Source organism: Salinifilum aidingensis, assembly GCF_054782015.1.
Genome location: NZ_BAAGTH010000001.1, coordinates 344,873 through 363,543, shown reverse-complemented (window position 1 = coordinate 363,543; position 18,671 = coordinate 344,873). Strand labels below are relative to the sequence as shown.

Annotated in this window: 17 protein-coding genes and 1 tRNA gene; 7 read left to right on the top strand and 11 right to left on the bottom strand. The window is 72.6% G+C overall.

Annotation, left to right across the window (positions count from 1 at the left end; translation table 11 throughout):
* Positions 1-127: 127 nt before the first annotated feature.
* Together ACYVJE_RS01700 and ACYVJE_RS01695 are read right to left on the bottom strand one after the other, a co-directional pair.
* Positions 128-814, bottom strand: coding sequence for a response regulator (locus ACYVJE_RS01700; RefSeq protein ID WP_459158286.1), 687 nt, complete (start codon positions 812-814; stop codon positions 128-130).
* 156 nt (positions 815-970) lie between these two features.
* Positions 971-2,578, bottom strand: coding sequence for an ATP-binding protein (locus ACYVJE_RS01695; protein WP_461142941.1), 1,608 nt, complete (start codon positions 2,576-2,578; stop codon positions 971-973).
* Between the two features lie 192 nt (positions 2,579-2,770).
* Here ACYVJE_RS01695 and ACYVJE_RS01690 point away from each other — a divergent pair, with 192 nt between their 5' ends.
* The 3 genes from ACYVJE_RS01690 to ACYVJE_RS01680 all read left to right on the top strand — a co-directional run bounded on the left by ACYVJE_RS01690 (position 2,771) and on the right by ACYVJE_RS01680 (position 6,300).
* On the top strand, positions 2,771-4,171 hold the full coding sequence (locus ACYVJE_RS01690; RefSeq protein ID WP_461142940.1) for a CitMHS family transporter: 1,401 nt from the start codon (positions 2,771-2,773) through the stop codon (positions 4,169-4,171).
* A 333-nt stretch (positions 4,172-4,504) separates the two neighbouring features.
* Positions 4,505-4,577, top strand: a tRNA-Ala gene (locus ACYVJE_RS01685).
* Between the two features lie 592 nt (positions 4,578-5,169).
* Positions 5,170-6,300 carry a macrolide family glycosyltransferase gene (locus tag ACYVJE_RS01680; RefSeq protein WP_461142939.1) on the top strand — a complete coding sequence of 377 codons (1,131 nt, stop codon included), beginning with the start codon at positions 5,170-5,172 and terminating at the stop codon, positions 6,298-6,300.
* A gap of 117 nt (positions 6,301-6,417) precedes the next feature.
* Here ACYVJE_RS01680 and ACYVJE_RS01675 read toward each other — a convergent pair whose 3' ends face one another.
* From ACYVJE_RS01675 to ACYVJE_RS01655, 5 genes are all read right to left on the bottom strand, one after another.
* Positions 6,418-6,699, bottom strand: a complete 282-nt coding sequence (locus tag ACYVJE_RS01675; protein WP_459158290.1) for a hypothetical protein — start codon at positions 6,697-6,699, stop codon at positions 6,418-6,420.
* Between the two features lie 176 nt (positions 6,700-6,875).
* Positions 6,876-7,835 (bottom strand): YihY/virulence factor BrkB family protein, encoded by a 960-nt coding sequence (locus tag ACYVJE_RS01670; RefSeq protein ID WP_461142938.1) that lies wholly within the window; start codon positions 7,833-7,835, stop codon positions 6,876-6,878.
* A gap of 146 nt (positions 7,836-7,981) precedes the next feature.
* The gene (locus tag ACYVJE_RS01665; protein ID WP_461142937.1) at positions 7,982-8,740 is read right to left on the bottom strand and encodes an ANTAR domain-containing response regulator; all 759 of its coding nucleotides are present in this window, start codon (positions 8,738-8,740) and stop codon (positions 7,982-7,984) included.
* Complete coding sequence (locus ACYVJE_RS01660; protein ID WP_461143149.1) at positions 8,737-9,144, bottom strand: STAS domain-containing protein; 408 nt, start codon at positions 9,142-9,144, stop codon at positions 8,737-8,739. Before ACYVJE_RS01660 ends, ACYVJE_RS01665 begins: the two co-directional genes overlap by 4 nt.
* A gap of 501 nt (positions 9,145-9,645) precedes the next feature.
* Entirely contained in the window at positions 9,646-10,485 is an 840-nt protein-coding gene (locus ACYVJE_RS01655; protein ID WP_461142936.1) for a formate/nitrite transporter family protein, read from the bottom strand.
* 243 nt (positions 10,486-10,728) lie between these two features.
* Here ACYVJE_RS01655 and ACYVJE_RS01650 point away from each other — a divergent pair, with 243 nt between their 5' ends.
* Entirely contained in the window at positions 10,729-11,091 is a 363-nt protein-coding gene (locus tag ACYVJE_RS01650; protein WP_461142935.1) for a DUF2267 domain-containing protein, read from the top strand.
* Between the two features lie 96 nt (positions 11,092-11,187).
* On the opposite strand, the gene ACYVJE_RS01645 is transcribed toward ACYVJE_RS01650, so the two are convergent.
* Positions 11,188-11,610: a hypothetical protein gene (locus ACYVJE_RS01645; protein ID WP_461142934.1), complete on the bottom strand. Its 423-nt coding sequence runs from the start codon at positions 11,608-11,610 to the stop codon at positions 11,188-11,190.
* A 564-nt stretch (positions 11,611-12,174) separates the two neighbouring features.
* Between ACYVJE_RS01645 and ACYVJE_RS01640 the strand changes: the two genes are divergently transcribed.
* Entirely contained in the window at positions 12,175-12,513 is a 339-nt protein-coding gene (locus ACYVJE_RS01640) for an ATP-binding protein (protein ID WP_461142933.1), read from the top strand.
* Positions 12,510-13,328, top strand: coding sequence for a SigB/SigF/SigG family RNA polymerase sigma factor (locus ACYVJE_RS01635; RefSeq protein ID WP_461142932.1), 819 nt, complete (start codon positions 12,510-12,512; stop codon positions 13,326-13,328). The genes ACYVJE_RS01640 and ACYVJE_RS01635 overlap by 4 nt, the downstream gene beginning before the upstream one ends.
* A gap of 149 nt (positions 13,329-13,477) precedes the next feature.
* Here the strand turns inward: ACYVJE_RS01635 and glpD are convergent, their stop codons facing one another.
* The 3 genes from glpD to ACYVJE_RS01620 form a co-directional block, all read right to left on the bottom strand.
* Entirely contained in the window at positions 13,478-15,178 is a 1,701-nt protein-coding gene (gene glpD / locus ACYVJE_RS01630) for a glycerol-3-phosphate dehydrogenase (protein ID WP_461142931.1), read from the bottom strand.
* A 62-nt stretch (positions 15,179-15,240) separates the two neighbouring features.
* Positions 15,241-16,761, bottom strand: coding sequence for a glycerol kinase GlpK (gene glpK, locus ACYVJE_RS01625; RefSeq protein ID WP_459158298.1), 1,521 nt, complete (start codon positions 16,759-16,761; stop codon positions 15,241-15,243).
* A gap of 12 nt (positions 16,762-16,773) precedes the next feature.
* Complete coding sequence (locus ACYVJE_RS01620) at positions 16,774-17,604, bottom strand: MIP/aquaporin family protein (protein WP_461142930.1); 831 nt, start codon at positions 17,602-17,604, stop codon at positions 16,774-16,776.
* A 298-nt stretch (positions 17,605-17,902) separates the two neighbouring features.
* On the opposite strand from ACYVJE_RS01620, the gene ACYVJE_RS01615 reads away from it, so the two are divergent.
* Positions 17,903-18,670 carry an IclR family transcriptional regulator gene (locus ACYVJE_RS01615; RefSeq protein ID WP_461142929.1) on the top strand — a complete coding sequence of 256 codons (768 nt, stop codon included), beginning with the start codon at positions 17,903-17,905 and terminating at the stop codon, positions 18,668-18,670.
* Position 18,671 lies beyond the last annotated feature (1 nt).

The following is an 18,671-nucleotide window of genomic DNA, read 5'->3' as shown; positions in this document are numbered from 1 at the left end:
GCGCGATCGCGAACGGGGCCAGATCCCGTGTCGCGGCGGCTGCTCGATGTCGAGCACCCGGAGCGGGGGCTTCCCCGGAGGTCCTGCTACGCACCCACCCGCGTTTCCGGGGACACTTCCTCGTGGTTCACCGCACCCACCGGTAGCGGTGCTCGGGCCGCCCGGCCGACCCGTACCGCATCCGCAGCGCGGCCTGCCCGTCGGCGCACAGGTGCTCGAGGTAGCGCCGCGCGGTCACCCGCGCGATGCCGGCGCGCTCGGCGACCTCCACGGCCGACAGGTCGGACTCGGCCGCGCGCAGCGTCTCCGCCACGAGCTGCGCCGTCTCCGCCGTCAGCCCCTTCGGCAGGCTCGTCCGCGAGGTCGGGCGGCGCACGCCGAACACGCGGTCCACGTCCCGCTGGGTGGCCTGCTCCACGCCGGTGAGCTTGTCGCGCACCGCTGCGAAGCGGTCCAGCTGCTCCCGCAGCGCGTCCAGGTTGAAGGGTTTGAGCAGGTAGTACATCGCACCGCCGTGCAGCGCGGCGCGCACGTTGTCGATGTCGCGCAGCGCGGTGATCACCAGCACGTCCACGGGCGTGCCCGGGCCCGGTTCGTCCGGCGCCCGCAGCCGCTGCAGCACGTCGATGCCCGACATGTCCGGCAGGTAGAGGTCGAGCAGGACGAGGTCGGGCTGGTGCTCGGCGACGGCGCGCAGCGCCTCGGCGCCGCTGTGGGCGACGCCGACCACCGCGAACCCCGGCACCGAGGCGACGAAATCCCGGTGGTTGCGCGCCACGCGCGCGTCGTCGTCGACGACGAGCACCGACAGCACCGGCTCTCACCTCCTGCGCGGCGTCCGCGCGGGCCCTCCGCTGGGAGTCCCCGCTTCCGACGGGTCCTGCCCCCGAGGGGCGCGGCTTCCGACGGCACGGCGGCCGCCACCGGCACCGCGCGGACGTGCGCAGCGGCCGGCGACGTTACCGGCGTGCTAGCGCGCATCCTCTCGCACCGGGAGGTAGGCGCTGAACACGGTCTCCTCGGTGGCGTCCACGTCCACCGACCCGTGCCACCGCTGTGCGGCCTGCCGCACCAGCGCGAGCCCGAGGCCGCGGTGGCCGGTGCCGCCGCTCCCCTTGGTGCTCACCCCGGCGGCGAACACCTCCTCGGCGACCGCGGGAGCCGGGCCCGGGCCCGAGTCGGTGACGCGGATCTCCAGCAGCGGTTCGCCGTCCCGGTGCAGCCGCACGAGCAGCTCCACCCAGCCGGAGCCGTCCACGGCTTCGAGGGCGTTGTCCACCAGGTTGCCCACGATCAGCAGCACGTCGTCGCGCAGCTGCGGCGGCAGTTCCCGCGGCACGTCGCTGAGCGCGGCGAGCTCGAACTCCACGCCCCGCTCGGAGGCCTGCGCCGACTTCGCCAGCACGAGCGCCGCCAGCGCGGTGTCGTGGACGCGCTCGGACACGGACGTGCTCGCCCGCGTCGTCGTGGCGGACAGCTCGGACAGGTACTCGCGGGCCTCGCCGACGGCCCCGAGGTCGAGCATGCCGGTGACGGTGTGGATGCGGTTGGCGAACTCGTGGGTCTGCGCGCGCAGGCCGTTGGCCATGGTGCGCACGCCGTCCAGCTCACCGCCGAGCCGCACGATCTCGGTGTGGTCGCGCAGCGTCACCAGCCGTCCCGTGCCCTGCTCGCCGATGCGCACCGGCCTGGGGTTGCACACGAGCAGCCACCCGCCGACGGCGAGGAACACGTCCTCCCGGGTGTCGGCACCGCTCAGCACGTCGCACAGCTGCTCGTCCAGTCCCAGCTCGCGCGGGGTGCGGCCGACGCAGTCCCGCGGCAGCCCGAGCACCTCGCGGGCCGAGTCGTTGGCCAGCAGCACGGTGCCGTCCGCGCCGACGGCGAGCACGCCCTCGGTGATGGCGTAGAGCAGGGCTTCGCGGCTCTCCAGCAGCTCGGTGATCTCGGCGGGTTCCAGGCCGTGCGTCTTCGCGCGGATCCTGCGGGAGATCCACAGCGCGCCACCCGCGCCGAGGGCGAGGGCGAGCAGCAGGGTCGTGCCGATGACGGGCAGCGCGTTCCGCGCGGCCAGCGTCACCCGCGAGGACAGCACGCCGACGGAGACGTAGCCGACGACCTCCTCGGCCTCGTCGCGCACCGGGACCCGGGCGCGCAGGGTGAGCCCGGCCGGGCCCCACTCCACGCCCGTCCACGTGTTGCCGGCCAGCACCGGTGCCGGGTCGGTGTGCGGGTGGCCGCCGATGGCGCGCGGGTCGGGGTGCGAGTGCCGGATGCCGTCGGAGTCGACGATGACGACGTAGCGCACGTCGGCGGCGCGGCGGATCCGCGCGGCCAGCGGGGCGATCTCGCCGCGGTGCTGCGGATCGGCGAGGTAACCGCGCACCTGGGGCAGCGCCGCCACCGACTGCGCCAGGGTCATCGCGCGCCGGGTGTACTCGGCGCGCACGTCGCGGTACTCGTGGAGCGTCCACAGCGAGCCGGCGGCGACGAGCGTGACGACCAGGAGCGCCGCGTTCACGAGGAACAGGTACCGGGTCAGCGGGAGCGGTGCGCGGCGGCGAACGCGCTTCGTCATGAGGTCACCACCGTACGCGGCAAGGGGTTCTGCGGGACCAATACGACCATTACCGGTCCAATGCACACAAAGCTCGTGATCCGGGACACGTGCGGTTCAGGATGTCGCAAATCGCCGTACACCCGGGTGACGCAGGCCTCCCGGTGCGGTCGATCCGCGAGTTCCCGAACGACACGCGCAGGAGAGTCGAACATGCTCAGCATCATCGGCTTCGCGATCATCGCGTCGATAGCGACGCTGCTGATCCTCGGCCGAATAGCCCCGGTCGTGGGGATGACCGTGATTCCCACAGTCGGCGCCTTCCTCGCCGGATTCAGCCCGAGCGACATCGGTGAGTTCTTCAACACCGGACTGGAGGACGTGCTCAGCGTCGCCGTGATGCTCGTGTTCGCCATCCTGTTCTTCGGCATCATGAACGACGTCCGCCTGTTCAACCCGCTGATCAACGTGATGGTGCGGGTGAGCCGGGGCAACGTCGTCGGCGTCGCCGTGGTCACCGTGCTCATCGGCGTCGTCTGCCACCTGGACGGTTCCGGGGCGTCGTCGTACCTGATCGCGATCCCCGCGCTCCTCCCGCTGTACAAGCGGCTCGGCATGAGCCCGTACCTGCTGATGCTGCTGCTGAGCACCAGCATGGCGATCCTCAACATGCTGCCCTGGGGCGGGCCCGTCGGCCGCGCCGCGGCCTCGACCGGCCACGACCCGATCGAGCTCTGGCACGGGCTGATCCCGCTGCAGGTCGTCGGCGTCGTGCTGCTCACGGGCATGGCCGTGCTGCTCGGCTTGCGGGAGCAGCGGAGGATCGCCCGCCGCGCCGCGGTGAAGACGCCCGCCATGGCCGGTGCCGGCGGCGGTGCGGGCGGTCCCGCCGAGGCGGGGGAGGATCCCGGCTCCGCGGGCGGTTCCACCGGCGGGGGTTCCGCGGTCGGCCCCGGCGGTGCCGACGCGGGGTCCGGCGAGCCGGAGAAGCTGCAGCCGCCCTACCTGCCCTGGTTCAACGGGCTGCTCGTGCTGGCGGTGCTCGGTGTCCTCGTCGCCGACGTGCTGCCGTCCGGCCTGGTGTTCATGCTCGGCCTCAGCGCCGCCCTCGTGGTCAACTACCCGAAGGTCTCCGACCAGATGGAGCGGATCCGCGCGCACGGCGGTGGTGCGCTCGGCACCGGTGCGATCATCCTGGCGGCCGGGTGCTTCCTGGGCATCCTCACCGAGTCGGGCATGCTGCGCTCGCTGGCCAGCGACATGATCGCCGTGCTGCCCGATCCGGTCGTGCCCTACCTGCACTTGATCGTCGGCGTGCTCGGCATGCCGTTCGAGCTCGTGCTCAGCACGGACGCGCACTACTTCGCGCTGCTGCCGCTGGTGCACGACGTGTCCACGCAGCTCGGCATCGGATCGGTCACCGTGGTCTACACCGTGCTCATCGGCAACGTGATCGGCACCTACATCAGCCCGTTCAACGCCTCGCTGTGGCTGGGCATCGGCCTCGCCGGTGTCGACATGGGCAAGCACATCCGCTACTCGTTCCTGCCGATGTGGGCCTTCAGCATCGTGATGCTGCTGGTGGCGGTGCTGCTCGGCGTGATCGCGCTGTAGCGCTCGACACCGGTCCGCCCGGGTTGGTCCGCCCGACGCCCGGTCGCCCGGCAGCGCTGGAGCGCCTGCCGGGCGACCGGGCTGCCGGAGGCCGGGCTTCTGGGCGCGGATGGCCGAGCGCCCGGGCCGCTGGACGGCCGGAGGCAGGTCCGGAGACTCGAAGGGCCTTGCTGCGCAGGGGGAACGAGCCCGGCGCGGCGGTGGTGGACCCCGGGTTGTCACCCCGCTGCCAACGTTCGTTACGGTGGTGGATACCGCTCGGCGGGGTCACCCGGTGAGGTGGCCGGGTCAATCGGCCGGGCCGGGCGGTGCGTGACCGCGAGGTCGCGGGATGGGGCTGTAGCGCAGGAGGTAGCGCGTCTCGCTCGCATCGAGAAGGTCAGGGGTTCGACTCCCCTCAGCTCCACAGCAGGACGTGCAGGAAGCCCCGCCGCAGATTTCGGTCTGCGGCGGGGCTTTCTCGTCGTGCCCGCTGGCCGCAGCGCTGCGCGGGGGCACCGCTTCGCACCGGTCTCGTAGCTCGCCTGTGCGCGCAGGAATCACGAGAACACGTCGCAGGCAGTCGGTTTCGACCCCGATGCCGTGCTGCCGCATCGGGCAGAGCGGAAAGCCCGGCCCGGGCACCGGGTTGAAGCGGGTGCGCGCTTCGCAGCGGGCTCGGACCTGGCTGATGCTCGTGGTGAGGGCGGAGAGGTCGGCGGCGAACAGCGCCCAGCCCAGGCGTTCTCGAGCTTCGCGACCCCGTTCGACGGCGCGGGCCGCGTGACGCCGAGGTCCCCGGCCTTGCGCGGGCACGCCTCCCGGCGGGCGGGGACGGGGACGCCTCCGGGGCGCAGTCGGTCGGGCGCACTTCGTGCAGAACCGGCGGTACGCTGCGCCCTCGAGGCAGATCGCGGTTTGCCGAGTGCGGGCGGCGGGTCCGCGCACGGCCGCAGCTCGTGGGGCGGAACATTCCAGCAGTGCACAACGTCGGTGGGGACGATCCTATGCATCTCGTGATGGCCGGTGTCACCGCGCCCAGCCACGTCTACCCCGGCCTCGCGGTGATCTCCGAGCTGGTTTCACGGGGGCACCGGGTCAGCTACGTCGTCGGCCACCGACTGGCCGAGTTGGTGGCCGCGACCGGCGCCGAGGTCATCGCCCACGAGTCGGTCATGCCGGACGCGGACGAGCACTGGCCCGAGGACCCGGGCGCGGCGATGCGGGTGTTCCTGGACGACGCGATGGCCGTGCTGGAGCCGATGCTGCGGCGGATCTCCAAACCGGACGCGGTGCTCTACGACATCGGCGGGCTGGCGGGCCGCGTGGCGGCGCATCACTGGGCCGTGCCTGCCGTCCAGCTCTCCACCGCCTACGTCGCGTGGGAGGGCATGGAAGACGAGATGGCCGAGCACACCGCGCGGCTGAAGGCCTCGCCGAGCGGGCAGCACTACTACACGACGCTGCGTTCCTGGTTGTCCCGCAACGGCATGGAGATCGACGCCGACGAGTTCCTCGGCAGGCCCGACGCTTGCGTGGTGCTCATCCCCAAGGCGCTGCAACCGCACGCCGACCGGGTCGCGGACCGGTACGTGTTCGCGGGCCCGTGCATCGACCCCGCCCGCCGCACGGGCTGGGCGCCGCAACCCGGCGACGACCGGCCGCTGGTGTACGTGTCGCTGGGCACGAGCTACACCGACCGGCCGGACCTCTACCGGCTGTGCGTCGACGAACTGGCCGGTGATTACCGGGTCGTGCTGGCCACCGGGAAGGTCGACCCCGCTTCGCTCGGGCCGTTGCCGGCCGGCGTGCGGGCGGCGCGCACCCAGCCGCAGCTGGACGTGCTGGCGCACGCGTCGGTGTTCCTCACGCACGCCGGGATGGGCAGCGCGGCGGAGTCGTTGTGGTTCGGGGTCCCCACCGTGGTGCTGCCGCAGGCGGTCGACCAGTTCCTCAACGCCGCCGCGCTCGTGGAGATCGGCGCCGGAGCGCAACCCGGCGAACCGTTGGGCGGCGCGAACTTGCGCGCCGCCGTCGAATCCGCGTTGGGCAAAGCGGAGCGGGCACGCGTGCTGCAAAGCGGGGTTCGCCGCGACGGTGGCACCGGGGCCGCGGCCGACGCCGTCGAGCGCCTCTGCGGCGGCGGGTGATCCCTGCGGCTCTGGTACCGGGCACACGGCGCTCGGTCCCCGCGCTCAGAGGTCCCCGGTGATCGGCCGCGCTTCCACCGCGGAAACCTCCAGCGGCCGCCCGGCACCCGCACCGTCCTATTCGGAGATGCGCGAGCGCATCTCCGGGAGGAACTCCGGGTCGTCCTGGTGCACGCGCTTGAGGTCGATGTCGTGCGGCAACGCCGTGACGGGACGTTCCTGCAGCAAGTACCGCAGCGACTCGGTCACGAACCGCTCCTCGTCCTCCTCCGGGAGGTCGAGCGAGTCGCGCACCTCCTGCGCGCCCACGACGCGGTGCTCGGTGGTCTCACCCGCCTCGTGCACTTCCGCGGCGTATTCGTGCCCGCCGAGCGGGAGCAGTCGAACCTGTTCGGTCATCACACCCTCCTCGCCCGTTGCCTACCGCACGCGGCGGACTCGTAAACACCCGCTGCGCGCCGAGGCCTGCGCAGCGGGCGCAGCGCAGCACCGCGCCCGCGGGGCTGCGCGGAGCGGGCGCGAACCGCCTGGCAGTTGACCGGAACGCCGCCAGCCGCTCACGGGACCAGCCCCGGTCAAGAGGCGTCGTCCCCCGCGTCCGCCCCCGCCCGGGTGGCGAGCTCCGCGCGCGCCCGCGCGGTGGCGCGGTTGGGCATGACGGTGTCGAGCTCGGAGTTCGTGGCCGCGCCGAGCAGCACCGCGAAGGCGGTGATGTAGAGCCAGAACAGCAGGCCGATGGGGGCGGCGAGCGCTCCGTAGACGGCCGAGTGCTCGAGGACGAGGGCGAGGTACAGGCGCAGGAGGAAACTGCCGAACAGCCACAGCGCCAGCGCGAGCACGGCACCGGGGAGGTGCTCGTGCCAGGGGGTGCGCACCGGGACGGACAGGGCGTAGAGCGCGGTCAGCGAGGCGATCGAGCCCAGCGCGATGCCGGGCCAGTACAGCCAGTGGATGAGCACCGAGGCCGCCGGTGCGAGCTGGGCGATCCAGCCGGGCCCGACGACCAGCAGCGGCAGCAGCACCAGCCCGCTGAGCAGCCCGGTGGTGTAGAGCAGCAGCGACAGCAGCCGTTGCCGGAGGAGGCTGCGCTGCTCGGCGAGTGCGTAGATCGTGGAGATCGCGTCGATGAAGACGTGCAGCGCGGTCGATCCCGACCACAGCACGAGCACGAACCCGATCGAGACGACGCCGGCCTGACCGGTGGTGAGCACCTCGTCGAGTGCGGGCCGCAGGATCTGGTCGATGCCCCGGGGGGACAGGACCGCGCCGGCGGCCTGCTCCAGCGTGGTGCGCACGGCGCGGATGGTGTCGGCGCCGATCACGTTCGCCAGGTACCCCAGGGTGCCGACCAGGCCGAACAGCAGCGGCGGCAGCGAGGTCAGCGTGAAGAACGCCGCTTCGCCGGCGAGGCCGGCGATCCGGTGCCGCGTGATCACCTCGGCGGTCTCGCGGACCAGCCGGAGCGCGGCGCGGCGGGCGCGGTGGGACCAGGACAGCGGCGCTGCCCCGGCCCGGCGGGATTTCTCGGGGGGCACGGGCTTTCGCTTCGGACGCGGGTGCCTCGGGTGCGGTCGAGGTGCAGCAGCGATCGTACCGGGAGTTGATCGGGGCCGAGGGGCTGGCGCGCCGGGCGGTCCCTCGGCGGCGGTGCGCTCGCGCAGCGCATCCGGTTTCGTCCGCGCTATCCGCTTTCGTCCGCGACCAGCCGCGCGGCGACCTCGTGGAGCTTGGTGTTGGTGTGCTGGGAGGCCCGGCGCAGGTGGTCGAAGGCCTGCTCGGGGCTGCAGCGGTGGCGGGCGATGAGGAGGCCCTTGGCCTGGCCGATGACGTCGCGGTGCTCCAGCGCCTGACCGAGCTGTTCGGCCAGTTCGCGGGCGCGGGCGTGGCGGTAGGCGTGGTTGATGGCCGCCGAGAGGGCGTTGGTGAACAGCTCCAGCAAGGCCTCGTCGAGCGGGTCGAAGGCGTGCGGATGCGGGGTGGTGAGGTTCAGCGCGGCCGCCGTGGCGGCCAGGTCCTCGTCCAGCGGCAACGGGACCCCCACGGTGACGGCGACCTCGTTGTCGCGGGCGGCGTGGCAGAACTCGGGCCACCGCTGCTCGTCGGAGGTCTCCAGCCGCACCATCCGGCCCGTGCGGGCCGCGTGCAGGCAGGGGCCGTCCTCGGCCCGGTGCTGCTGCTCGTCGAGTTCCATCGCCCAGGCGTGGCTGCCCGCGGCGGTGTGGGCGCTCCCGTCGCGGCACAGGATCGACACCGTCGCACTACCGGTGTCGGGGATGGTGGCCGTGGCCGAGCGCACCAGCTGCGCGAGCACGGTCCGCAACGGCTGGCGCTGCTCCAGCAGCGCCAGCAGCTGGTCCAGCGCGTCGGTGGTGCTCTCCACCCGCTGGACCGGCGAGGACCCGCGGGGCCCGGCGGAGCGGGCCGCGTCCCGGGAGGTCAAGGTTGTTCCCCTTCCCGCGGGGCGTCCGAGGCGGTCTCGGGGGCGTGCTGGTCGCGCGGCGCGGGCGCGGTGCGGGCCGGGGGGAGGTCGGACAGCGCCTGCGACAGGCTCGAGCAGCAGGTCGCCACCTGCTGCAGCTCGGCCACCTGCACCGCCCGCCGCACCGCGGGCGTGGTGACCACCAGCCGCAGCTGGGGACCGTTGGCGCGGGCGCGGTGGGCGGCCCGGGTGAACACCTCCACCGCGGACAGGCTCAGGAACCCCACGCCGGACAGGTCGAGCACGAGCGCTCCCAGCAGGCCGCTCAGCCGCTGGTGCACCAGGCTCGACAGCCGCTCCACGTTGGCGTCGTCGACCTCACCGCTCACGGTGAGCACAGCCGTGCTGGCAGCGGGGTAGTGCACCCGCAACCGCCCGCGCTCCTCCGCCCGCACGGGAGGTGCCCCCGGCCGCTCGGCCGGGTGGGGGGAATCCGGCTGCGGTGCGGAACCGCCGGTTCCGGTTCGTCGGGGCGCCGCGGTCATAACACCTCTCTCCGAACGCGGGTGTCGTCCGCCCGGGCACTGGCGACCCACGTGGGGAGAGCACGGTGGGAGCGACGCACTCCTGCGGCGCAGCGACACCCAGCCACGACTGGGAATGCTGGCCAGGCTGTCTGCTCAACCGACCGCACCACGAACGTTACAGGGATGTCGCCCACCCGTCGATGCGGGCCCCGCACCGGGGCGGGTGGAGTGCGGGGCGGGGCACGGGCGCTGCTGGAACCGAACCCCCCGTGCCCCGAGGTCCCCGGGCTTGCTGCCGCTGCGCGCTGAACAGCACCGAGCCTGGTGCGACGTGTCCCGGGAGACGAGCACCTGATCATCCGGTACCCACCACCGCCGAACACCAAACGGGACCCGCGGTCACGGCCGGTTGCTGGCGGGAGTTGCGCGGCGCCACTCGAACAGCCGGACGTGGCTGCGGACCAGGCGCAGGAAGGCGGTGAGCCCGATCCCGCCGACGGCGTTGCCGAGCACGCACCAGCCGAAGAAGGCGAGCCAGTGCAGGTAGTTGTAGTCGCCCCCGGCGTGCAGGCCGCCGAAGATGAACAACGTGTCCAGCACTGAGTGGAACATGCCCATCCCCGCGACGAGGAAGGCGATCGCGATCGACGCCAGCACGCGGGCGACGTCGTCCTCGGTGCCCAGCCGCATGCGCGTCAGCAACGTCATGGTGCTGCCCGCGAGGACCGCCAGCAGGAACGTCTGCAGGCTCAACCCCGCCTCCGCGTACTTGGCGCCGGTCTCGGCGGCGAGGTGGCGCAGCTCGGGGAACGCCGTGATGACCATCCACATGGACACCCACCCGCCGATGAGGTTGCCGAGCAGCGTCAGCACCCAGAAGCGGATCAGCCGCCACCAGCCGGCCTCCTTCGCGAGCACGACGGCGAGCGGCACGAGGAATCCCTCGGTGAACAGTTCGCTGTTGCCCAGCAGGAGGGTGAGGAAGCCGACCCCGAAGGCCAGCCCGGCGAGCAGCTGGCTCCCGGTGGCCTGTTCCACGGCCAGGAAGGCCAGCACGCCCAGGGCGATTTCCACGCCGGCGATGATGCCGCTGGCCACGAGTTCGGGGATCGTGCGGAACAACCGCGGGCGTCCGCGGGCGACCATCGTGTCGAAGGTGCGCTCGACTTCGTCCTCCCGCAGCAGATCGCCGCGTCCTTTGTAGTCGGTGCCCAGCTCGTCGGGTTCTTCCGAGGACATGGGGCTCCTCCCGGTTGCAGGGGTGGTGCGTGGCTGTGGTGCTCGTCGACCTGCAGGACGAGCACGGGCGTACGCAGGCGAAGATGACACGGAGCGGGCCCGCGCGGAACGTGCGCAGTGCGGTGATGTTGCGCATCCGGACCGCCGCGGTGCCCCGCCCGGTGTTTCGCAGCGGGGTGCACAGGGTACGCACGACGGTAACCGGCGCGAGAGGAAGGGAGTGCTGTGAAGTACGGTCAGTTCTTGTCCGTCGTCAGCGACCAGAGCGGGATCAGCGACCGCGAGCACGCCGACCAGGCGACGAAGATCGTGCTGGCCACGATCGGGCAACGCCTCGCCGGGCGTGAGCCCCGGGATCTGGCGAGTCAGCTGCCGCAGGAGCTGCAGGAGTCGCTGCTGCAGCACGTCGGGGCCGATGAGACCGGCGATGATCTGGACGACTTCCTCCGGCGCGTGGCCGACCGGGAGGGGCGCGGATGCAGCCCCGAGGAGGCCCTCACCCACGCGCAGGCCGTTCTCGGGACGATCGCCGGATTCGTCTCCGAAGGCGAGATCGAGGACCTGCGCTCGCAGTTGCCGACCGGCTATGCGGCGTTGTTCCGGTGAACCGGGGCCGTTCCGGTGAACCGGGGCCGTTCCGCGATCCCCGCACCCCGCGGTGCGGGGCAGGAGGGCCCGCGGAGCGGCGCTGCGCGCGGAGCGCTACGCGGACGGCTGGTTCGGTGCCGGTTCCACGGCGACGTCCGCGTCGACGCCCGCTTCCTGCACCAGGACCGTGGAGTAGGCAGCCGCGTAGGCGTGCGCGACGAGCAGCGAGCACGCCTTCTCCGCGGCGTCGGCCGCTGGGTGCAGGTCTCGCGGATCGACGGTGATCGGCACCGCGACGTGCTCTCCCCGCAACCACCCCTGCCCGCGCTCGAGCAGCCAGGCGGCCACGGGCGATTCGGCTGCTCCGATGAGCACCGACACGGTGCCCGCGCGTCCCAGCAGCAGGTGCCGGGACGAGCACCGCCGGGCCAGTTCCCCGGCAGCCCACTTCCCGGCGGCGTGCGCAGCTCTCAGCAGCTGCTCCCACTCCGCCGCCGGTTTCCACGTCGTCGTCCTCGCATCGGCGGGTTCCAGCATCGCGACTGCTCCGGTGACTGTGTGCTGGCCCGCCCGCAGCCAGCCAGCATCTCCTCGATCGCTGATGTTCGAGCCAGCTGGCTGCTCAACCGGTACTCACTGCTGGAGTACCCGCGGCGCACCGGGCGAAACGCGGGCGACGCGCCGGTCGCCCGCGCGGTCCGCGGAGTGGGGACCCCGGGGTCCGCAGTGCCCGGCAGGACCGCTGCGTGCTCACGAGGTGACTCGCGCCGCAAACGGGCAGTGCTGCCACCCGCGCCTCAGGAGCGCTCGTGCGGACCGTTGCCACCAACAGGAGCGCCGCGCCGACCGCGGTCGGCAGTGCTCCGAGGGCGCGGCGCTCCGGGGGCGCGGCTCCGCGGTGCGCGAGGTTTGGAGCGCCCCGTCCGCGGGTACGGAACCAGCTCCCGAACTTGCGCGGAACCCCGTACTTGCGTGGAACCCCGAACTTGCGTGGAAAACGGAGCGTCGATGTCAGCGCGACACCCCCTCCCCGCTCCTCGAGCCGCGAGCGGCCCCGGCACCGTTGAAGTCCGCGTCAGCGGCGCAGCAGGAGCATCCCGCATGCTGCGCCTCCTCGCCGGCGACGTCGCCCTCTGCGCGGACTTCGACGTGGACACCATCGCCGACATCCGGTTGGCCACCGACGAGGTCTGCACGAGCCTCGCCGATGCCGCGAGCGGCGGCACGTCGATCCGCTGCCGGCTGCAGGTCCTCGATTCCCGCGAGTTCGTCCTCGCCGCCGAGGCGAGCACGACCACCGCGGACGGCGTCCGAACGGACACGTTCGGCTGGCAGGTGCTCAGCGCGATGGTCGATGCCCTGTGGACGGACGTGCGCACCGAGGGGGACGAGTACGTGGCCCGCGTCGAACTGTCGAAGTCGTCTGCAGTGCCCGCATGAGCAACGAGGGAACGGCGCCACCCGGAACGCACGAGCGCGAGTACGAGCAGCTGCTCCCGCTGTTCCGCGAGCTCGCCGACGCGGAGCCGGGGAGCGCACGCCACGAGGAACTGCGCGAACGACTGATCACGGGGCACCTGCCGATCGCGGAGCACCTCGCGCGCCGCTACCGCGGCAGGGACGAGTCCCACGAAGACCTGGTGCAGGTCGCCCGCTTCGGGCTGATCAACGCCGTCGACCGCTACGAACCGGGGCGCGGCAACAACTTCGCGTCCTACGCCGTGCCCACGATCCTCGGGGAGCTGCGGCGCCACTTCCGCGACGCGGGCTGGTCGGTGCGGATGCCCCGCAGGCTCCAGGAGCTCCACCAGGAGGTGTCGAAGGGCATTTCCGCGCTCTCGCAGCGGTTGGGGCGCGCTCCCGCGCCGAGCGAGCTCGCGGACCACCTCGGGATCGAGCTCGAGGAGGTGCACCAGGGCTTGGAGGCGGGCAACGCCTACCAGAGCTCTTCGCTCGACGAGGTGATCCACAACGCCGAGTCGATCTCGCTCGGGGACACGCTCGGGGTCGACGACCTCGATCTGGTCGGGGTCGAGGACGCGGAGCGGCTGCGCCCGCTGTTGGCGAACGTCCCGCAGCGGGAGAAGCGCATACTCTTCATGCGGTTCGTGCACGGGATGTCGCAGACGCAGATCGCCCGGGTCATGGACATCTCCCAGATGCACGTGTCGCGCCTGTTGACGCGCACCCTGGGAACGCTGCGCGAGCGGGCTCAGAAATCCGAACCCGAGTCCCCCGCCGTCAGCGAGGGATGAGGGCGGAGTTCCGGTCCTCGTCGGACCCCGCCCCGGAACCGCCGGGCGCGGCACCCGAGCAGCGCCCCGGTCCGCGGGCGGTGGGACGGGAACGCCGTCACCGCAGGTGGTTTCGCGCTTCGGAGTCCCACCGCCGCGGAAGTGCCGGATCAGTCGGCGAGGGCCGCGACGTCGGGGGCGGTGAGGCGGGCGCCGTTGGCGGCGGTGTCGTCGGCGGCGTTCTGGGCCGCGCGCTCGGCCTGGACCCGCTCGGTGTAGTGCCGCACCTCGCGCTCCAACTGCTCGTCGGTCCACCCCAGCAGCGGTGCCATGATGCGGGCGACCCGCGGCGCGGCCGACAGCCCCCGGTCGTGCCCCTCGATGGAGATCCGGGTGCGCCGGGTGAGCACGTCCTCCAGGTGCAGCGCTCCCTCGTGGGTGACCGCGTAGTGCGCCTCCGCGCCGAGGTACTCCTGCGCTCCGGGGATCGCCTCGCCCAGCGCGGGCCGTTCGGCGATGAGCTCCAGCAGGTCGTGGATCCCCGATCCGTAGCGCCGCAGGAGGTGCTCGACCGTCTCCACCGCGAGACCCGCCCCCGCGGCGAGCTCCCGGCGGTCGTCCCACAGCTCCGCGAACCCGCTGGCGCCGAACAGGCGCAGCTGCTCGGTGCGGGACTCGCCGACCGCGCGGTCGAGCCCCTGCACCGCGGTGTCGACGACGTCCTTCGCCATCACGCGGTAGGTCGTGTACTTGCCGCCCGCGATCGCCAGCAGACCGGGGACGGGCTCGGCGATGGCGTGCTCGCGGGAGAGCTTGGCGGTCTCCGCCGACTGCCCCGCCAGCAGGGGGCGCAGCCCCGCGTAAACACCGTCGATGTCCTCGCGGGTCAGCGGGTTCCGCAGCATCGCGTTGACGTGGCCGAGCACGTAGTCGACGTCGGCGCTGCTGGCCGCCGGGTGCGCGCGGTCCAGCTCCCACGGCGTGTCCGTGGTGCCGATGATCCAGTGGTCCTGCCAGGGGATGACGAACAGCACGCTCTTCTCGGTGCGCATCAGCAGACCGGTGTCCAGCTCGATCCGCTCGCGCGGCACCGTGATGTGGATGCCCTTGGACGCGTGGACGGTGAACGGGGGTTCCGCACCCGCTTCGGCCACCAGGTCGTCGGTCCACACGCCGGTGGCGCTGATGACCTTCCGCGCCCGCACCCGGAACTCCCGGCCGGTCTCGTGGTCGGCCACCCACGCGCCGGTGACGCTGCGCCCCTCGCGCAGCAGGCCGGTGACCTCGGCCCGCGTGAGCACGGTAGCGCCCTGCTCGGCGGCGGTGCGCGCGAGCGTCGTGGTGTAGCGGGCGTCGTCGACCTGGGCGTCGTAGTACTGGATCCCGCCGACCAGCGCGTCGGACCGCAGGCTCGGCCCGGCGCGCAGCGCAGCGCGCCGGCTGACGTGCCGGTGGCGGGGCACCGCGCCCGCCCCGCCGATCGTGTCGTAGAGCAGCACGCCCGCGCCGATGTAGCCGCGCTCCCACACCCGGTGGCGCAGCGGGATCAGGAACTTCACCGGCCGCACCAGGTGCGGCGCGAGGTGGTTGAGCAGCAGCGAGCGCTCCTTGAGCGCTTCGCGGACGAGGGTGAAGTCGCGCTGCTCGAGGTAGCGCAGGCCGCCGTGGATCAGCTTGCTGGAGCGGCTGGAGGTCCCGGAGGCGAAGTCGCGGGCCTCCACCAGCGCGACGGACAGACCGCGCGAGGCGGCGTCCAGCGCCGCGCCCGCACCGGTCACGCCACCGCCGACGATCAGCACGTCGAACTCCGTCTCCTGCGCGGTGCGCAGCGCGTCCGCGCGGTGCTCGGGTCCCAGGGCTGCGGATGTCACGTGTCCACTCCTCCCGGTCGGGGAACGCGGCGGCCCCGGGCGGGGCCGCCGCTCGGGGCTGTTCAGTCGTCGACGTCGATCCAGTCGAGAGTCCGGGACACCGCCTTCCGCCAGCGGGCGTATCCCTTCTCGCGCTGCTCGTCGGTCCAGGTCGGGTGCCAGCGCCGGCCTTCCTGCCAGTTCTGCTCGAGCTCCTCGGTGCTCGCCCAGAAACCGACGGCCAGCCCGGCGGCGTAGGCGGCGCCGAGCGCGGTGGTCTCGGTGACCACCGGGCGGGAGACCGGAACACCGAGCAGGTCGGACTGCAGCTGCATGCACAGCTCGTTGGCGGTCACACCGCCGTCGACGCGCAGTTTGCCCAGCGCGACGCCGGAATCCGCGGCCATGGCCTCGACGACGTCGCGGGTCTGGTAGCAGATCGCCTCCAACGTGGCGCGGGCGACGTGCGCGTTGGTGCTGTAGCGCGAGAGCCCCACGAGCGCCCCGCGCGCGTCCGAGCGCCAGTACGGCGCGAAGAGGCCGGAGAACGCGGGTACGAAGTAGACACCGCCGTTGTCGTCGACCTGGCGCGCCAGCGCCTCGCTCTGGGCGGCTCCGGAGATCACGCCGAGCTGGTCCCGCAGCCACTGCACGGCCGAGCCGGTGACCGCGATCGAGCCCTCCAGCGCGTACACAGGCTTGTCCGCGCCGAACTGGTAGCAGACCGTCGTCAGCAGGCCGTGCTGCGAGCGCACCAGATCGTGGCCGGTGTTGAGCAGCAGGAAGTTGCCGGTGCCGTAGGTGTTCTTGGCCTCGCCGGGCCGGAGGCACACCTGCCCGACCGTGGCCGCCTGCTGGTCGCCGAGGTCCCCGGCCAGCGGCACTCCACCGCCCAGCGGGCCGCCGACCCGCGTCGTCCCGTACAGCTCGGGGTCGGACGAGGGCAGGATGCGCGGCAGCATCCTGCGCGGGACCCCGAAGAACGACAGCAGCTCGTCGTCCCAGTCCCCGGCCTCCAGGTCCATCAGCATGGTGCGGCTGGCGTTGGTGACGTCGGTGACGTGCACGCCGCCGTCGACGCCGCCGGTGAGGTTCCACAGCAGCCAGCTGTCGGTGGTGCCGAACAGCGCGTCGCCGGACTCCGCGTCGGCCCGCACGCCCTCGACGTTGTCCAGGATCCACTGGAGCTTGCCGCCCGAGAAGTACGTCGCCGGCGGCAGGCCCGCCCGGTGCCGGATGATCTCGCCGCGGCCGTCGCGGTCGAGCTCGGCGGCGATCTTGTCGGTCCGGGTGTCCTGCCAGACGATCGCGTTGCAGTACGGCCTGCCCGTCCTGCGGTTCCACACCACCGCGGTCTCGCGCTGGTTGGTGATGCCCACCGCTGCCAGGTCGGCGGCCTGCAGGCCGGCCTTGGTCATCGCGGTCTCCATGACCGCCCGGGTGCGCTCCCAGATCTCGGTGGGGTTGTGCTCGACCCAGCCGGCGCGGGGCAGGATCTGCTCGTGCTCCAGCTGGTGGCGGGTGATCTCGTTGCCGCCGTGGTCGAAGACCATGAACCGGGTGCTGGTGGTGCCCTGGTCGATCGCTCCCACGAAGTCAGCCATGTCGGGTCTCCTTCAGGTGGTCTCGAGTTCGGCGGCGGAGGTGCTGCGGGTGCTGGCCGGTGCCGGGGCCTCCGGTGGCAGGAAGCGGGTGATGAGGAGCTTGTAGAGCGCGACGCCGAGGATTCCGCCGATCAGCGGTCCGGCGATCGGGACCCAGAAGTACGGGTTCCCGTACTGGTCCAGGAACGCGGTGTCGTACCCGGTGATGAACGAGGCCAGGCGGGGTCCGAAGTCGCGCGCCGGGTTGATCGCGTAGCCCGCGTTGGCGCCCCACGCCATGCCGATGCCCACGACCGTCAGCCCGATGGCGACCGGCGCCTGGTGCGCGGCCAGCGCGGCGTTGCGCGCGTCGGTGACCGCCACGACGACGAACAGCAGGATCGCGGTGCCGATGATCTGGTCGCGCAGCGCGCCGAGGTCACCGACCGGGAGCTCGCCGTTGCCCGGCAGGGTGGAGAACACGCCCTGGGTCTCGGTGGTCAGCCCGGGGTCGGCGCTGCGGAGCGCCTCGGAGTAGTTCCAGCGCACGAGCAGCGCGGCCGCGAACGCGCCGGCGGTCTGCGCCAGCGAGTACGGCAGCACCTTGCGCCAGGGGAACTCGCGGAACACGGCGAAGGCGACCGTGACCGCCGGGTTGATGTGCCCGCCGCTGATCTTCGCCGAGACGAACACGCCCAGCGTCACGCCCAGCCCCCACGCCCAGGCGATGCTGTTGTGGTCACCGACCTCGGCGGCGCTGACCTGCGCCACCACGCCGACGCCGAACAGGATGAGGATGAAGGTTCCCGCGAACTCGGCGGCCATCTCGCCGCTGAGGCCGCGGGCTCTGAGCCGGTCGACCATGGTCCCTCCGCAAATGCCTGCGCACGATCGGGACGTGCCTGCGTGCAGCGGGATGCGCAGCCGCAGCGGAAAGGTGCGGGCTGCGCTGCCCGCATGTTGGACCGGAACGTTAAGCGGGGGTTTCCGCGGCATCAACGCGTTCTGGTCGACAATGTCGAACGCCGGTGCTGGTGCCGCCGACCGGGGAGAACTGCGCTCCCGGTCCGGCGACCCAGCTCGTGCGGCACGGGGGGTGGCTGCGCGGCCCGCGCCTGTGTTCGACATTGTCGAATCAGACGTGAGCAGATAGGTTCCCCCCGTGCCGGGATCCGTCCAGTCAGTCGAGCGCGCAGCCGCGATCCTGCGCCTGCTCGCCCGCGGCTCGGGCCGTCTCGGGGTCGGCGAGATCGCCGGTGCGCTGGAACTGGCGAAGCCGACCGCGCACGGCATCCTCCGGACGTTGCAGCGGGTCGGTTTCGTCGAGCAGGACCGGGCCACCGGCAAGTACCGGCTCGGCGAGGGGCTGCTGCACCTGCACACCAGCTACCTCGACGTCAACGAGCTGCGCTCCCGCGCGATCAACTGGGCGGACTCGCTGGCCGCGCGCAGCGGCGAAGCCGTCCGCATCGGCGCGCCGATGGAGGGCCGGGTGCTCGTCGTGCACCACGTGTTCCGGCCCGACGACACGCAGCAGTCGCTCGACGCCGGTTCGCTGCTGCCGCTGCACGCCACGGCACTGGGCAAGGTCCTGCTCGCCTACGACACCGACCTGGTGGCCGCGGCGCAGCGCGCGGGGCTGGAGTCGTTCACCCGGCGCACGACCACGAACGCGGAGGCCCTCACCCGGACGCTGGGCCGCGTGCGCGACTCCGGGTGGGCCGCCGAGACCGAGGAGTCGATGCCGGGTGCGGCGAGCATCGCCGCACCGATCCGCGGCCACGGCGGGCTGGTCGTCGGCTCGATCGGCATTTCGGGTGCCGTGGAACGGATCTGCGACGTCAAGGGGCGCGCCGACACCGCGCTGGTGGGCTACGTCCGGGACGCGGCGCGCGCGGTGTCCCGCGACCTCGGCGAGTCCCGGTCCTGAG

Coding starts and splice junctions, on each gene's coding strand:
- ACYVJE_RS01695 (WP_461142941.1), bottom strand. CDS start 2,578: ATGACGAAGCGCGTTCGCCGCCGCGCACCGCTCCCGCTGACCCGGTAC.
- ACYVJE_RS01690 (WP_461142940.1), top strand. CDS start 2,771: ATGCTCAGCATCATCGGCTTCGCGATCATCGCGTCGATAGCGACGCTG.
- ACYVJE_RS01680 (WP_461142939.1), top strand. CDS start 5,170: ATGGCCGGTGTCACCGCGCCCAGCCACGTCTACCCCGGCCTCGCGGTG.
- ACYVJE_RS01675 (WP_459158290.1), bottom strand. CDS start 6,699: ATGACCGAACAGGTTCGACTGCTCCCGCTCGGCGGGCACGAATACGCC.
- ACYVJE_RS01655 (WP_461142936.1), bottom strand. CDS start 10,485: ATGTCCTCGGAAGAACCCGACGAGCTGGGCACCGACTACAAAGGACGC.
- ACYVJE_RS01645 (WP_461142934.1), bottom strand. CDS start 11,610: ATGCTGGAACCCGCCGATGCGAGGACGACGACGTGGAAACCGGCGGCG.
- ACYVJE_RS01640 (WP_461142933.1), top strand. CDS start 12,175: ATGCTGCGCCTCCTCGCCGGCGACGTCGCCCTCTGCGCGGACTTCGAC.
- ACYVJE_RS01635 (WP_461142932.1), top strand. CDS start 12,510: ATGAGCAACGAGGGAACGGCGCCACCCGGAACGCACGAGCGCGAGTAC.
- glpK (WP_459158298.1), bottom strand. CDS start 16,761: ATGGCTGACTTCGTGGGAGCGATCGACCAGGGCACCACCAGCACCCGG.
- ACYVJE_RS01620 (WP_461142930.1), bottom strand. CDS start 17,604: ATGGTCGACCGGCTCAGAGCCCGCGGCCTCAGCGGCGAGATGGCCGCC.